The sequence below is a fragment of the Arthrobacter russicus genome, assembly GCF_031454135.1.
Classification (GTDB): Bacteria; Actinomycetota; Actinomycetes; order Actinomycetales; family Micrococcaceae; genus Renibacterium; species Renibacterium russicum.
Genome location: NZ_JAVDQF010000001.1, coordinates 2,689,563 through 2,705,074, shown reverse-complemented (window position 1 = coordinate 2,705,074; position 15,512 = coordinate 2,689,563). Strand labels below are relative to the sequence as shown.

Sequence of the window (15,512 nt, the reverse complement as noted above, 5' to 3'; positions counted from 1 at the left end):
GTCCTTGCTGCGAGTGAGTGGGAGCGGGGTTTCCGCGGGGTTTTGGGTGACTTTGCGCGGGCGCATCAGCGCATTCGACATCGCCGTTCCAGGGCCGCCGCGGAAGCCGCTGCGGGCAAGGTTTTGCTGACCATGCGTCAACGGTAGTTTCGCTTTGGGCCCGGCTCAATGGCACAGAAATAGGGGGTCATTCGGGGTAATCCGAGGTCACATTCCGGGGCTGGTTCTTTGGCAGCTTCTGGGGCTTGGGGTTATCCACAATTTCAGAAAAGGGCTTCATTCTGCGGATTTTGGCGGTTACTGTGGACAACCATAGTCAGGCTCATTGGGGAGCGGGGCGCATTGGGGACTGGTCAGGAGTGACCCTTGGTATTGACGAAGGTTTTCAGATTTACTGCGGTAGCCGGGCTACTGCTCGGGGCGAGTGCATGCACCGGCGCAGGGGGCGCCCCGAGCAGTTCAACCAGTCCACCGAGCGCATCGGCTTCAAGCAGTTCGGCCAGCCCGACGCCGACCGCGGCCTACAAGCCGGCGGACGCCAACGGACCGGCCGAGAACGTGCCCAAACCAGAAAAGCCGGCGTTGGCGGACGAGTTCTCAGAGCAAGGTTTGGATGCGTTCACGAGGTACTGGTACGCGGCGTATAACTACATGCAAGAAACCGGGGATATCTCGTTGGTTCAGGCGGTTACTGAGCAATCATGCGCAAGGTGCAACAACGTTATCTCTAGCGCATCTGACTGGTATAAGAACAAAAACTGGGTCGTTGGAGGGCTCATCACCGTCGACGCGACCAAAGTGTCCTTCGTTAAAGCGTCGAATGGGGCCTACCAGGTACTCATCCAGTACGGCATTGGTGAGGGGCAATACATCAAAGCCGATAAGACTCTGGGCGACAAAATCGACAAGACCGTAGCAAACGGCGATGTCCTAAATGCGGTCCACAATGGAAATCAATGGGTCGTAACAGACATCGGAAAAGCTGGCTAAAGATGATCGCGACAATGCACCAGACCGCCATGCTCAGAATCGCGCTGTCGTTGACTTTTGCATCTGTATTCCTGCTTAGCGCGTCAACTAGCTCACGGGCAGATGGAGACTCCGGCGCGGTGCAATGGAACAAAGACAAAGGGACTTCTACCTTCATTCAAGTCCCCGGAAATGGGGGTTGGACCTCGTCAAATGCCATAACACCCCAAGACTCACAGATCTACAAGTACACCCAGGAGTGCGTCACCGGCGGCCAAGACAACAGCAACTTTGACGGCGCCTACTGTGCAGCAATCTCCGCTTCCCAGTGCACCGATGGTGAGAACGGTCAGATGGTGCAGTGGTACTCAGCCCTTGCCGGATTCGAGCCACCGGCATGGAGGCCTGCTGGCAGCCCGACCTGCGTCTACGACCAGAAACCCGTCGACATCCTGGAACAAATCGCCGCCCAGATCCAAACCGCATTCCAGCAGCAGCCGGTCAACGCTGGCACTCTGGTTTCGCAGCCCGGGCTGGACACCCTCAAGGGTGCGCAGACCAACTTCGTGGTCGAGGCGCTGCCGCAGACGTTCGACATTACGTTGCTCGGGCAAAGAGTCCGAATCAACGCCACCCCGGTTGCCTACACCTTCGACTACGGCGACGGCACCAAGCTCGGCCCAACGGTAGCCGCAGGCATTACGTTGAGCGGTGACAACGTCGGTCAAAAAACCCCGACCTCACATGCCTACCAAGACACCCTCGACTACAACGCGCGAGTCACTACGACCTTCAACGGAACCTACAGCGTCAACGGCAGCCCAGCGGTGGCCATCCCCGGCCAAGGAAACTTCGACACCAACACTGTGACGCTCAGAGTCTGGCGCAGCACCACCAAATGGGTCGACCAAAACTGCCTACAAAACCCCACCGGCTGGGCCTGCCCGGCAGATCAAAATATGAGATAGCCCGAACGATAATGCGCATGCACCTTGCAGGCCAGGAGACCGAACTCAGTTCATGAGCGTCAACATCACCATCCGGAACGTTCCCGACGAAGATAGAGCCGTCTTCGCTTCACGGGCATCTCAATCTGGAAAATCACTGCAGAAATTCCTGACCGGAGAGTTCAACCGTCATGCGTCTACACCAAGCCCGATTGATTTCATCCGAGGTCTCGAACTGCAAGTTGAGCTTGATTGCGACTATCTCACGCATGACGACGTCATGAACGCAAAAGACGCCGACAGGCGTTGAAGCGTCCAGTGATCGATGCCTCAGCCGAAGTTAAATGCCCCAGCACTGACCACAGATAAAAGGCTAGCGTTAGTTGCCGAGCGCTTCAAAAGCGTGCGCTGCCTAGGGAACCCGGCTCCGGCAGCTTAGCTGAACCGATAGACACCGATCTGGTTATTGAACAGCACAGCAACCCCCGATTTCGATCGCGCACTCACTCACACGCTGATCGACAAAATGCTAGACGCTAAGGTTGCTATATGCCGAGGTCATCGTTGGAAGACGACTCATTTGATAGACATCTGAGACAAGAGGCCATGGAGTGGCTTCGTATTCAAACTGAAGGGGGTCACCGACCGCTAAGCAACCACGACCTCAGCAAGTTTGAATTTCGGGGACAACCTTTCCGGCTTAAAGCGACGCAAACCGGCATCTGGAAACCCAGACAGCTGACTGCTGCATTATCGATCGTCACGGTCTATCGGAAGCCTGGAGTAAGCCGTCCGTACGAAGATTCACCTGCAGCGGACGGACTGTACCGTTATGCATGGCGAGGCGAAGACTCTGGACACTCAGATAACAAGGCTCTCCGAACCGCAATGGAACAGCAAAAACCCTTGATTTGGTTTCAGGGAGTAGGCAGTGATCCGTCGGTTTTTCTTCCTATTTTTCCAGTTTTTTTGATCAACGAAGAACCTATGCAGCGACAGTTTGTCGTGGATCTCGTTGATAAATTTGAGCAACCAGATAGCCCCTTAGAAGAGGCCATCAAACGTTACCGCCAGGTGCTGACCAGGCAACGTCTTCACCAGCCAATCTTTCGGTCAATGGTGCTTGCCGCATACCAGTCTCGCTGCGCAGTCTGCTCGCTCAAACAGGCTTCCCTTCTCGATGCAGCCCATATAATCCCGGACAATGAAGCCGATGGCATCGCCTCGGTAAGTAACGGACTCGCGCTTTGCAAGCTCCACCACGCAGCCTTTGATAATCAGATTCTTGGAATCACGCCAGACTATGTGGTCAGAATTCGGGAAGAGATTCTCCACGAAGCCGGTGGTTCGATGCTCCGATTTGGACTCCAAAACTATGAAGGACAGAAGCTCCTGACGATCCCCAAGTCGACACACAAAAGGCCTGACCAACAACTCTTGCATCGAGCCTATGAAAAGTTCTTGAGCGCACAATCAAGCTAGGAACCCCTAAATCACATACCGCTCATCTTCGGAATCCCCGGGGTGCTCGCCGACCATCCCGGCGGCCAGCGTGTTCCCGTCCACCGGGTCGATCACCAGGAACGCCCCGGTCCGGCGATGCGCGGCATACGGTTCCAGGGGCAGCGCCGAAGCCAGCCGCAGCTGCACCGAGCCGATGTCGTTCAGTTCCAGCGAGGAGGCCGGCTCGAGCTCGAACGAATCCAGGTCCAACTTCCCGTTGATCGCCCGCACCAACGCCTGGACCGTGCGGGTTCCATGCTTGACCAGGACCCGAGACCCTTCGCGCAACGGTTTCGGCGAAAGCCAGCTCAATGACGAGTACAAATCCTGCGAAGGTTCCCGCACCGTGCCGGCCGCTGCGATCAATTCACCGCGCGCCACATCCAATTCGTCAGCCAACCGCAGCACCACGGACTGCGGCGCAGCCGCCGAAGCCAAAGCAACCCCGCCGGGCCCGTCGATCCCCGCCACCGTGGTTGACCGACCGGTCGGCAACAAGGTCACCGCGTCGCCCACGGCCACAGACCCAGAAGCAATCTGCCCGGCATAGCCGCGGTAATCCCGGAATTCGTCCGCGGACAAGCCCGGGGCAAGCCCGCCCTGCGGCCGCAACACCAACTGAACCGGGAACCGGAACGGCTCCGCACTGTCGGTCAGACCAGTAGAACCGGTCGAATCTGACGCAGCCGCCGCTGACTCCGCATCATCGGTCGACGGCAAGGATTCCAGCACCCCCAGCAACGACGGGCCGGAGTACCAAGGCGTCCGCGCGGAGACTGAAACCACATTGTCGCCCGCCAGCGCAGATACCGGCACCACCACGGGCACCGCCAGGCCAATCGACTCGGCAACCGCAGCAACATCGGCAGCAATCTCCGTGAAAACCGACTCGGAAAACCCGACCAAATCGATCTTGTTCACCGCCACCACGACATGCGGCACACGCAACAAATGCAGCACCGACAGATGCCGCCGGGTCTGCTCCAGCACGCCCTTGCGCGCATCGATCAACACCACCACGGCATCCGCTGTGGAAGCCCCGGTCACCGTGTTCTTCGTGTACTGCACGTGCCCTGGGCAGTCCGCCAAAATGAACGACCGACGATTGGTCGCGAAATACCGGTACGCCACATCGATCGTGATGCCCTGCTCCCGTTCGGCCCGCAGCCCGTCGGTCAGCAGCGCCAAATCGATACCACCAGAAGCCCCGCCGAAGCCGCGCTCCGCGGAGGTTCGCGCCACCGCGTCCAAAGTGTCCGCCAGGATCGCTTTCGAGTCGTGCAGCAGCCGGCCCACCAAGGTAGATTTGCCGTCGTCCACGGACCCGGCAGTGGCGAAACGGAACAGCGTGGAGGCACCCAGTTCGGTAACCGCAATGCTCATCAGAAGTACCCGTCCTTTTTGCGGTCTTCCATCGCCGCTTCGGAAATCCGGTCGTCCGCCCGGGTGGCCCCGCGCTCGGTCAGCGTCGAAGCAGCGACTTCGACGACGACGTCGGCCACCGACGCGGCCGAGGACAGCACCGCTCCGGTGCAGGACATGTCCCCCACAGTCCGGTAACGCACGGTTTTGGCCACCACGGGTTCCGAAGCGCGCGGCTCCGAATACGGTCCGACCGCCATCCACATGCCGTCGCGCTCGAACACCTCCCGCTCGTGCGCGTAGTAAATCGAAGGCAGTTCAATGCCTTCGCGCTCGATGTAGCGCCAGATGTCCAGCTCGGTCCAATTCGAAATCGGGAATGCCCGCACGTGCTGGCCCACGGTATGCCGGCCGTTGTAGAGATTCCACAACTCCGGCCGCTGATTGCGCGGATCCCACTGCCCGAACTCATCGCGCAGCGACAAGATCCGCTCCTTTGCCCGGGCCTTGTCCTCGTCGCGCCGACCGCCGCCGAACACGGCGTCGAACTTCTCCGCAGCGATCGCGCCCAATAATGGCGCAGTCTGCAGCGGGTTCCGCGTACCATCGGCCCGCTCGGCCAACTCTCCGCGATCGAGGTACTCCTGCACGCTGCCGACCACCAGACGCAGTCCTAAGCGCTCCACGGTCCGGTCCCGGAAGTCCAGCACCTCCGGGAAATTGTGCCCGGTATCCACGTGCAACACCGGGAACGGCACCCGTCCCGGCCAAAACGCCTTGGTCGCCAGGTGCAGCATCACCACGGAGTCCTTGCCGCCGGAAAACAACATCGCCGGCCGCTCGAACTCCGCCACGACCTCGCGCAAGATGTGGATCGATTCGGATTCGAGCACGTCCAGACTCGAAAGCCGTGCGGCCTCGGGTAGGGGGCGCGTGCCCGCTCCGCGATGCCCGCCACGCCGCGCGCCCCCATGCCCGACGCCGACGACCGGGATGGTCTCCGTGCTCATATGTGGATCCCGCATTCTGTTTTGTCGAAGCCGGCCCAGCGGCCGGCCCGCGGATCTTCGCCGACGGCGACCGGCCGGGTGCACGGCGCGCAACCGATGGACAGGAACCCCCGGGACATCAAGGGATTGACCGGAATCAGATGCTGTTCGGCGTAGGAGACCAAGGCATCCAGGCTCCATGCGGCCATTGGATTCACCTTGACCAGACCATGGACCGAGTCCCAGGTGACCAACGGCGTATTGGTCCGGGTAGGCGCTTCGTCACGGCGGACGCCGGTGAACCAGACTTCGTACCCGGAGAGCGCCTTTTTCAACGGGTCCATTTTGCGCAACTGGCAGCATTGCGCCGGGTTCCGCGCGAACAGGTCTTTGCCGTGCGCGGCTTCCTGTTCGGCAACGGTCTGTTCGGGCAGCACATCGACGATGTTCACCCGCAAGTTCTCGGCGACCTCGCGCCGAGTGTCATGGGTCTCCGGGAAGTGGTAGCCGGTCTCCAAAAACAGCACGTCGACGTCGGGCAGCTGGTCCGCGACCAGGGCCGGCAGCACGGCGTCGGCCATGGAACAGGCGACGGCGACCGCGGGCAGCGCGAAGTTCTCGGCCACCCAGCCGATCACTTCCGACGTCGGGGCATCCCAACCGAGCCGATCGGCGCCCGATGCCGCCAAAGCCTGCAAATCTTCCTGGGACCTCAGTGCAGTACTCACTTCAACACTTCCTCATCCGACCGATGCGCCCATTCGGCGAAGGTCTCGCCCTCGGAACGGGTTGAAACGAAGGTCCGGACTACGCGTTCCACGTAATCCGGCAGATCTTCCACCGTGACCTTCAGGCCGCGGATGGTCCGGCCCAGCCCGGCCTCTTCCCGATTCGCCGAGGCCAGACCGCCGCCCAAATGCACCTGGAAACCAGGGGTCGGGTCGCCGCCCGGGGTCGGCAGCATCATCCCTTTGAGGCCGATGTCCGCGGTTTGGATCCGGGCGCACGAGTTCGGGCAGCCGTTGATGTGCAGCGCGATCGGGTCCACCAGCTCCCCCGATGCCACCAAATCCGCCAAGCGTTTTTCCAACTCGGCGATCGCCGTCGCAGCGGTCACTTTGGTCTCCACGATGGCCAATTTGCAGTACTCGATTCCGGTGCAGGCAATCGTGCTGCGCCGGAAGATCGACGGCTTGGCGGTCAGACCGAGCGGCTCCAGACCGGCAACCAATGAATCCACTTGATCCCCCGGCACATCCAGAATCACCAGTTTCTGATGCGGCGTGGTCCGCAACCGCAACGAGCCGTGAGATTCAATGAGCGATGCCAAGGCCAGCAACTTGTCACCGGAAACCCGGCCCACCGTCGGTGCCACGCCGATGTAGAACCGGCCGTCCTTCTGTTCGTGCACGCCGACGTGGTCCCCGGGCGAGCTCGGCTTCGGCGCTGCCGGTCCGTCCGGCAGGGCATAGCCGAGGTACTCGGTTTCCAAAACCGTACGGAACTTCTCCGGCCCCCAGTCATTCATCAGGAACTTCAAGCGTGCTTTGGTCCGCATCCGCCGGTAACCGTAGTCCCGGAAGATGCTGGTCACGCCCAGCCACACCTCCGGCGCTACCTCGGGCGAAACGAAAACCCCCAAGCGCTCAGCCAAGCGAGCGCTCGTGGACAAACCGCCGCCCACCCAGAGGTCGTAGCCGGCGCCCAATTCCGGGTGCACCACGCCGACCAGGGCAAAGTCGTTGATCTCGTGCACGACGTCTTGCGAGGGATGTCCGGTGATCGCGGTCTTGTACTTGCGCGGCAGATTCGCCAGCTCCGGATCACCGATGAACCGCTCCGCGAGCGCATTGATCAACGGCGTCGGATCGATGATCTCGTCTTTCGCGATACCGGCCACCGGCGAGCCCAGAATCACCCGCGGCACATCGCCGCAGGCCTCGGTCGTGGACAGCCCCACGGCTTCCAGGCGCCGCCAGATCTCCGGCACGTCCTCGACCCGGATCCAGTGCAATTGGATGTTCTGCCGGTCGGTCAGATCCGCGGACCCCCGGGCGAAATCAACCGAAATCTGCGCAATCACCCGCAACTGCTCGGTGCTCAGTGCGCCGCCGTCGATCCGGACCCGGAGCATGAAGTACTTGTCTTCGAGCTCATGCGGTTCCAGGGTCGCGGTCTTGCCGCCGTCGATTCCGGGCTTGCGCTGGGTGTACAGGCCATACCAGCGGAACCTGCCATGCAGATCGGTGCCGTCGATCGAGTCGAATCCCTGCTTCGAATAGACCTGTTCGATCCGCTCTCGCACATTGAGCCCGCCGTCTTCCTGTTTCCAGGTTTCATTGGCGTTCAACGGCTCGGTACCGTCCACTTTCCATTGCCCGTGCGGCTTGGCCGCAGGACGGGATGGCCGCTCGGGGCGGGCTGACCCTTCTGATCGATTCGAAGTGTCGGTGGCGGTCTGCGTCATATCTTGAGGGTAGGCGCGCGGCTCCGGGCCACCCGAACCCCGGTGACACGCGAGGTCACGCGCGGAAACACTTCGTCACACACCCTGTCAGCAAAGCGACGACGGCGTTCGGATCCGATGCTGCGCCGGCCCGTTGAGCCCTATACGAACCTCGTCCGCGCTGGTAACGTTTCCAGCTAATCAGGGCGAATTCACAGCTGCTCCATGAGTTACGCCAATGAAACGAACCGGGGACGCCGCGTGGCTGCGACTCGTGAAGGAGACAGATGGAACTCGGAAAATCCACCGCCCGCAGCAGTCTCGCCATCCTCGCCGCTTTGGCCCTGACCTTCGCCGCCGGCAGCACGCCGGCGCTTGCCGACGTCGGACTCCAGGAACAGACCAGCCAGGAGTCCTCAGCCCGGACGTCGGACGATCCAGGGCAGAGCAGCCCGACGGCGGAGGCCGACGCGGCTGCCGGCTGGGACGGCGTGACCCCGCAACAGCCGGTGTTCAGCAATGGCGAGGCCCAACCGGTCTACAAAGGCCATCCCCTGGTCAGGGATGAGGTTTGGATCCCGGTTCCGGGCATCGACACCGACCGGGACGGCAAGGACGACGAAATCCGGGCCACGGTCTACCGGCCCAAAGACACCGATCTGGGCCAGGACAGCATCAAAGTTCCTTCGGTAGTCCGGATGAGCCCCTACAACGGCGGCTTCAATACCGAATACTTCCTGCATGACATGAAACAAAACCCCTGGGACCCCAGCCAGCCGATCCCGGTAGGCGGCATCGGCACGATCAAGGACAGTTCCGGCCGGCCTTCCAACAACCGCCCCAACAGCAGCTTCTACACGGATCGCGGATTCGCCTTCGTCTCGGTGGACGCTTTGGGCACCAATGAATCCACCGGCTGCCCGACCATGCTGGACGGCAATGAAGCCGCCTCCACCAAGGCCGTGGTGGATTGGCTGGCCGGACGCACCGTGGCCCGCGACACCGCGGGCAACGAAGCCCGCAGCACCGCCTGGTCCACGGGAAAAATCGGCATGACCGGCGTCTCCTACGACGGCACCCTGCCGATCCTGGCCTCCACCACCGGAGTGCCGGGCCTGGAAGCCGTGGTGCCGATTTCGGCACTCAGCAACTTCTACGATTACTACCGGGTCGGCGGCGCCGTCGTCGAACCTGCGGGGTACCCCGGCGAAGACCTGGACAACTACGTCTCAGCGCTGCTGAGCACCGAAAAACTGCAGGCTGCCTGCCAGTATCTTGCCGAGGACTACGCGAAAAGGCAGGACCGCGCCACCGGCCAATACAGTGCTTTCTGGGCCGAACGGAACTTCTTGGACAAAGCGGACCAGGTGAAAGCGCCAACCCTGCTGGCCGCGGGCCTCTCCGACTGGAACGTCCGATTGGACCAATCCACCAAGTGGTACCAAGCGCTGAAGGCGCGAAATGTGCCGGTGAAACTGGTGCTGCACCAGTACGGGCACCAGACCCCGCCGTCGTCCGGCGACTTCTCCTGGACCTCGCTGATCAACAAATGGTTCTCGCACTATCTGTTCGGCGTGGCCAACGGCGTGGAGAACACTTCGGAAGTCAGCATCCAGAATGCGGACCCGGGGAAGGCCGCAAAAGACAAGACCTGGCAGTACCAGCCGTCCTGGCCGTTGCGCGGCAGCGGGACGACCGAGCTGACCCTCCGGCCGGGTTCCACCGGCAAGAGCGGCCTGGTCGCGTTCAATCCGGCGCCCCAACCAGGCGCACTGCCCAGCGGGCCGGAGGCGATCCAGACGCTGACCGACGATGCGAAGACTTCGCAGCAGGATTTGGCCGCGAAACCTTCGGCCGGGCGTTTGCTCTACGCCTCCAACCCGGCCAAAGCGGACATCCGGCTCAGCGGTTTCGCCACCGCCAAACTGAATCTGAGCTTCAGCGGCGTGGCTCCGAACCTGTCGTTGCAGCTTTTGGACCGGGGCCCCGATGGCAAAGCGAAGGTCGTCACCCGGGCCTGGCGGGATCCGCAGAACCGAGATTCGCTCACCAGCTCCGCGGCGGTCGTACCCGGAACCTTCTACGCCATGGAGCTGCCATTCATCTCGACCGAATACTTGCTCGCCAAGGACCACACCTTGGAACTGATGGTTTATGCAACCGATATCGACGGGCAGAACTGCACCACGCTCTGCCTGCAATCGGGCATCAAAACCTCGATCGATCTGAGCAAGAGCACCGTGTCAGTCCCCTTCGTCGGTGGCAGTGCGCAGGCTTTCGCAACGTTCGGCTCCGAGGTTCCGCCGACGCCGGTGGTCACCCCGACCGAAACTCCGGTGACCCCGACTACCGGCCCACCGACCGGACAACCGACCACCCCCACGGTGGCGCCGCAGACCGGCCAGACCGGCAACCCGGTGCGCACGGTGGCTTCGGCGCAACCAGGCCAGACCATCGAGATCAAGGTGGCAGCCGTCGGAGCCGGGCAGGAATTGGATACCTGGTTGTTCAGCGATCCGTTCTTCCTCGGCAGGAACACTGCCTCGGCGCAAGGCAGCTACCAGGTCACCATCCCGGCAGAAGTGCCGGTCGGAAAGCACACCATCGGGGTCTATCTGCCGGACGGGACGCTCTTCGGCTCCACCAGCCTGAGCATTGTCGACGGACTCGGAGCGGATACCGGACAGACTTTGGCCGAAACCGGGATCGAGTCCGTCCCGGGTGCACTGCTGACCAGCGGCGGAGCACTGGCCCTGGGCTTGCTGCTGCTCGGCGCCGCCGTGCCCCGGAAGCGCCGTCACTAGTCGGCTACTCGACCAGCTTCCCGGCCACCGAATCATCGGCCGTGGCATAGGCCAGATCGCGGAACGACTCCGGTGCTGCTTTCGCCGGCTCGAAGACGACGCCCTCGTGCTTGCTCCACACCATGTTGCCGCGCAGCGCGTCGTCCTGCTCCGGGAAGTCTTCCCGGTTGTGGCAGCCTCTGGTCTCGCGGCGTTCCAGCGCGCATTCCAGGGTAGCCCGGGCGGCGAGCACCGAACCGAGCAGGTCGAAGGCGTGCGCCAGGTCGTCGAATCCGGCGATGTCCGGGTATGCAGTCACCTCGGGCAAGCGCGCTTCCAGTTCCGCGAGTTTGGCCAGGCCTTCGCGCAATCCGGCTTCACTGCGCACCACACCTGCGTGCTCGGTCATCAAATCGCGGATCGCGCGCTGCAGCCGGCGCGGGTTCTCCTTGCCCCCGCCGCTGAGCAGCCCTTGCATTTCCGCCCGGGCCGCGGCAACGGCTTCCGGATCACGGCGCACTGAACCACGTTGCCGGGAGTACTCGGCGACTTCTTCACCGACGATCCGTCCGTAGACCATCAGCTCGATGAGCGAGTTGCCGCCCAACCGGTTGGCCCCGTGCAGACCGCTGGAGGCCTCGCCGATCGCGTAAAGCCCTTCGACCCCGGTGCCGTGGTCTTCGGGCCGGACCCAGACCCCGCCCATCGAGTAGTGCGCAGTCGGTGCCACTTCGATCGGGCTTTCGGTGATGTCCAGCATCTGCAGGTCCACCAAGTTCCGGTAGAGCCGTGGCAGTTTGGCCCGGATCTGCTCTTTCGGCAGGTGCGAAACGTCCAGGTATACGCCTCCTTTTTCAGTGCCCCGGCCTTCGGCGATCTCGGTGTAGTTCGCGAGCGCCACCCGGTCCCGGGTGGACAGCTCCATCCGTTGCGGGTCGTAGCGCTCCATGAACCGCTCGCCCAAGGCGTTGCGCAAGACCCCGCCTTCTCCGCGGGCGGCCTCGGAGACCAGGGTCCCGGCGGCGTCGTCCGGCTCGATCAGACCCGAGGGGTGGAACTGGACCAGTTCCGCATCCCGGATCTTCCCGCCGGCGAGCGCGGCCAAGCGGAACGAATCCCCGGTGTTCTCGTCCCGCCGGGAGGAGGTGTAACGCCAGATCCGGGTATGCCCGCCGGCCGCCAGAATCACCGCATCGGCGTGGATCACCACCGGGGTGCCGTCCACGACGTCGAAGCCGTAGGCGCCGAAAACCACCCCGTCGCTCTCCAGGATCCGGGTGATGTAGATGGTGTCCACGATCTCGACGCCGACGGCGGTGGCCCGGCTGACCAGGGTGCGTTGCATTTCCAGCCCGGTGTAGTCGCCGGCGAAACAGGTGCGGCGGTAGGTGTGCGCGCCGAAGAACCGTTGGCTCAACCGGCCGTCGGCCTCTCGGGCGAAGGGCATCCCCCAGCGTTCCAGATCTTCGATCCCGCGCGCGGCGTTGCGGGCCACGATCTCGATGATCTCAGGGTCGGCCAGGAAGTAGGATTCCCGGAGCGTGTCCGCAGCATGCTGCTGCCAACTGTCTTCGGGGTCGATGGTGCCCAATGCCGCGTTGATTCCGCCGGCGGCCAGCGTGGTGTGCGCATCGTGCTTGCGCCGTTTGCCGACCGCGAGCACCTGCACCCCGCGTTCCGCCAGTTCGATCGAGGCCCGGAGCCCGGCGCCGCCGGTGCCGATGACCAAGACGTTGGTAGCCAATTGCCGTTCGGTGCTGCTCCCTGTGTTCATGTCTTCCATGCTAGAAATTCCGCCACGATTACTCCAATGAATTGTTCGAGTCGTTACGATGCCATTATGCTATTGACATGAATTTGGAACAGCTACAGAGCTTCGTCGAAGTCGCCCGCTTGGGCCACTTCACCCGAGCTGCAGAGCAGTTGCATCTCGCCCAACCGTCCTTGAGCCGGCAGATCGCCACTTTGGAGCACGACCTCGGCGCCGAACTCTTCCACCGGGCACGTGGGCACATCCGGCTCACCGCTGCCGGCGAGACGCTGTTGCCGCTGGCCCGCCGGATGCTCGCCGATGCGGATTCGGCGCGGCGGAAAATGGCCGAGCTCTCCGGCCTGCAACGCGGCCGGGTCCGGCTCGGCGCGACACCCACCCTGTGCATCAGCCTGGTCGCCGAAGTGCTCAGCGCCTTCCGGGCCGCGCACCCGGGCATCGACCTGCACATCGTCGAGCGCGGCTCCCGCGGCCTGGTCGAAGAGTTGGCCGGCGGCGCCCTCGATATGGCGATCATCACGGCCACGGACGGCCTGGCGGCGGTCGCCGGCAGCCTGCAGCACACGCCGTTGCTGGCCGAAGAGCTCGTCGTGGTGTCGTCGGCCGCGAATCCCCCGGTCTCCCGGCATCCGGCGATAAACTTGGCGGAATTGTCGAAGCTGCCGCTCGTGGCCTTCCACGAGAGCTACGACTTGCGGGTGACCACCGATGCCGCCTTCCGGGCCGCCGGTCTGGAACCTACCGTCGCGGTCGAAGGCGCGGAAATGGACGCGGTGCTGCGCTTCGTGGAACGCGGACTCGGCGTGGCCGTGGTGCCGGCCATGGTGCTGCTGGACCGGCCCAGCCTGCGTTCGGTGCGGCTCGCCGAATCCCCCGCTGCGGCTCTGGCCGGGCCGCTTTCAGCCGAGCCGCAGTTGCTGCGCACCATCAGCTTGGCGCACCGCTCCGATGTGAATCCCACACCGGCCGCGCACGCGATGCAGGCGATGATCATCTCGGTGGCCGATGAGCTCACCTCGGACGGCAGCGCACTCGCCCGGTGGGTGACCCGGGTCTGAGCCCGGCTCAGGGCGCCTTGAGCACTTTGTAGACCTTGACCGCCGCTCCGCCTTTGCTTTTCCGTTCGCCGAACTGAACGTAGATCCCCGGTTCAGAGTGCTCGGACAGCGGCTCCGCGCTCTGCCCGCTGAGCAGCTTCTCCACGGCATGGTCCGCCATCACCCGGATCGTCGCGGAGGCGCCGGCGCCGACCACCTGGAGGTTGCCCTTCGACTCCTTCTGGTCGATCCGTTGCGCGGCGATCCATTTGGCCAGCTTCAACAGATCCGGACCGACTGCTACCGCTTCATCCAACTTCGAACCCCAATGCGCGCAATGGAAAGCGAACCGTGCTGTCTCCTCGGTCCACTTTTGCGCGTTCCATTGTTCTTCGAAGGCCTTCGGGTACTTGATCTGCTCGAATTGCGTGTCCACCATCTTCTGCAGGTGTTCGTCGTCTTCGGCGATTTCGATCAAGACATTGGCGAATTTCCGGTTGGTTTGCAGAGCTTCCAGCGCAGCCTTCCCTTCGAGCACAACCCCACGCTCGACGTCGACGAAGAGCCAGGAATCACCCGGCGCCTTCGCTGCGCCGTCGTTGGTGAACCCGGCTTCCATGAGCTCTTGCCGCAATTGCGGGTCGGCTTTGAAATAGCCCTGCACCAATTTGGGCAGCGTCGACAAGGCGCTCCAGCCCCGCCCCCAGGTGAACCGTTGGTTGTCGTATGTGTTGATGGCAGCCGAAGAACCCTCGGCGGCGAGCTCTTTCCAAATCGCCGCCTTGAGCGAGCCTTCGACCGTTTTCGTGGGATTCGGTTCGGCTTTCCCGGAACCGCCGTACTCGAGGCCGGCTTTGTCTTTGTTCGGGCCGGAGGAGATCTTGTGGTCTTTCAGGCGGTTTCCGGCGGCGGAAGCGGATTCGCGCCGCGTCCGGATGTATCCGATCTGCTCTTGCTGCTGCGCTTTTTGCTCGTCGGTCAGCGCCGCACCGCTCTTGCCCAACCGCGGCAGACCGGCGATCGGATCGTCCCACGAGCTCAGGCCGATGAACGATTTGATCTCCCGGGCCTGCTCCGGCGGCAATCCCTCGTAATCGGCATCGGCGATCCCCTTGGGCGCGCTGATCGCCCGGAAAATCAGGGCAAGCCGCGGCGAGGCCGACGCCTGCCCGGCGATCAGCCATTGGTACGGCGCCCGATTGGGCGATTCCGCCGAACCGGTGGAGCGCAGAATCTGCAGGACCGAGAAGACGAATCTGGCCGAACGGTTCTCCAACCGCTGCAGCGCCGCCTCGATTCCTGCGGCACCGACCGCCGCTGCGGATTTCTGCCGGTCGTAATCCTCGCCGAGCTTGCCGGCGACCTCTCCGGGAACGGCCAGCGCGTCGGCGATTTGGGCCATCGTCTTGGCGGCCAGGTCGTAGCCATGCTTGACGGAGCCGATGAATCCGCTGTCTTCTTTGGCTTCCCGGCTGACCACCGGCGCGGCCAGCACCTGACTCACCGCGCGGTTTCCGGCGGTCCGTTGCAAAGCAAGCCAGGATGCGCCCTGGGCGGGCCCGGGGTTTCCAGCTCCAGGGTGCCGTTGTTGGGCCGGACCATCCTGTTTCCCCTGCTGTGACCTCACCTCTCGAGGTTAGCCAGCAATCCGCCGTCCCGGCCCCTGGCAAAGTGCAGCACCCGGGACACCGCGGGCTTCCCCAAG

General features: G+C 63.0%; 12 protein-coding genes. 6 read left to right on the top strand and 6 right to left on the bottom strand.

The annotated features are described in order from the left end of the window. The first annotated feature begins 366 nt into the window (after positions 1-366). The 4 genes from JOE69_RS12630 (at position 367) to JOE69_RS12615 (ending at position 3,398) form a co-directional block, all read left to right on the top strand. Complete coding sequence (locus tag JOE69_RS12630; RefSeq protein ID WP_309799234.1) at positions 367-990, top strand: DUF6318 family protein; 624 nt, start codon at positions 367-369, stop codon at positions 988-990. Positions 991-1,004: 14 nt separating this feature from the next. Next, a complete protein-coding gene (locus tag JOE69_RS12625) occupies positions 1,005-1,937 on the top strand; it encodes a hypothetical protein (protein ID WP_309799233.1) in 933 nt (310 codons plus the stop codon). Positions 1,938-1,989: 52 nt separating this feature from the next. Beyond that, entirely contained in the window at positions 1,990-2,226 is a 237-nt protein-coding gene (locus JOE69_RS12620; protein WP_309799232.1) for a hypothetical protein, read from the top strand. 578 nt (positions 2,227-2,804) lie between these two features. Beyond that, positions 2,805-3,398 (top strand): HNH endonuclease, encoded by a 594-nt coding sequence (locus tag JOE69_RS12615; protein WP_309799231.1) that lies wholly within the window; start codon positions 2,805-2,807, stop codon positions 3,396-3,398. Positions 3,399-3,404: 6 nt separating this feature from the next. Here the strand turns inward: JOE69_RS12615 and JOE69_RS12610 are convergent, their stop codons facing one another. From JOE69_RS12610 to JOE69_RS12595, 4 genes are read right to left on the bottom strand one after another with little or no spacing between them, the layout of a single operon-like run. Then, positions 3,405-4,802: a sulfate adenylyltransferase subunit 1 gene (locus JOE69_RS12610; protein WP_309799229.1), complete on the bottom strand. Its 1,398-nt coding sequence runs from the start codon at positions 4,800-4,802 to the stop codon at positions 3,405-3,407. Next, positions 4,802-5,791 (bottom strand): sulfate adenylyltransferase subunit CysD, encoded by a 990-nt coding sequence (gene cysD / locus JOE69_RS12605; RefSeq protein WP_309799227.1) that lies wholly within the window; start codon positions 5,789-5,791, stop codon positions 4,802-4,804. The genes JOE69_RS12610 and cysD overlap by 1 nt, the downstream gene beginning before the upstream one ends. Next, positions 5,788-6,498, bottom strand: a complete 711-nt coding sequence (locus JOE69_RS12600) for a phosphoadenylyl-sulfate reductase (protein WP_309799225.1) — start codon at positions 6,496-6,498, stop codon at positions 5,788-5,790. The genes cysD and JOE69_RS12600 overlap by 4 nt, the downstream gene beginning before the upstream one ends. Next, positions 6,495-8,237: a nitrite/sulfite reductase gene (locus tag JOE69_RS12595; protein WP_309799223.1), complete on the bottom strand. Its 1,743-nt coding sequence runs from the start codon at positions 8,235-8,237 to the stop codon at positions 6,495-6,497. Before JOE69_RS12595 ends, JOE69_RS12600 begins: the two co-directional genes overlap by 4 nt. A gap of 266 nt (positions 8,238-8,503) precedes the next feature. Between JOE69_RS12595 and JOE69_RS12590 the strand changes: the two genes are divergently transcribed. After that, positions 8,504-11,020, top strand: a complete 2,517-nt coding sequence (locus JOE69_RS12590) for a CocE/NonD family hydrolase (RefSeq protein ID WP_309799221.1) — start codon at positions 8,504-8,506, stop codon at positions 11,018-11,020. Positions 11,021-11,024: 4 nt separating this feature from the next. Here JOE69_RS12590 and JOE69_RS12585 read toward each other — a convergent pair whose 3' ends face one another. Continuing rightward, positions 11,025-12,773, bottom strand: coding sequence for an FAD-binding protein (locus JOE69_RS12585; protein ID WP_309799219.1), 1,749 nt, complete (start codon positions 12,771-12,773; stop codon positions 11,025-11,027). Positions 12,774-12,850: 77 nt separating this feature from the next. Between JOE69_RS12585 and JOE69_RS12580 the strand changes: the two genes are divergently transcribed. Then, positions 12,851-13,828, top strand: a complete 978-nt coding sequence (locus JOE69_RS12580) for a LysR family transcriptional regulator (protein WP_309799217.1) — start codon at positions 12,851-12,853, stop codon at positions 13,826-13,828. Between the two features lie 7 nt (positions 13,829-13,835). Here the strand turns inward: JOE69_RS12580 and JOE69_RS12575 are convergent, their stop codons facing one another. Next, the gene (locus JOE69_RS12575) at positions 13,836-15,434 is read right to left on the bottom strand and encodes a hypothetical protein (protein ID WP_309799215.1); all 1,599 of its coding nucleotides are present in this window, start codon (positions 15,432-15,434) and stop codon (positions 13,836-13,838) included. Positions 15,435-15,512 lie beyond the last annotated feature (78 nt).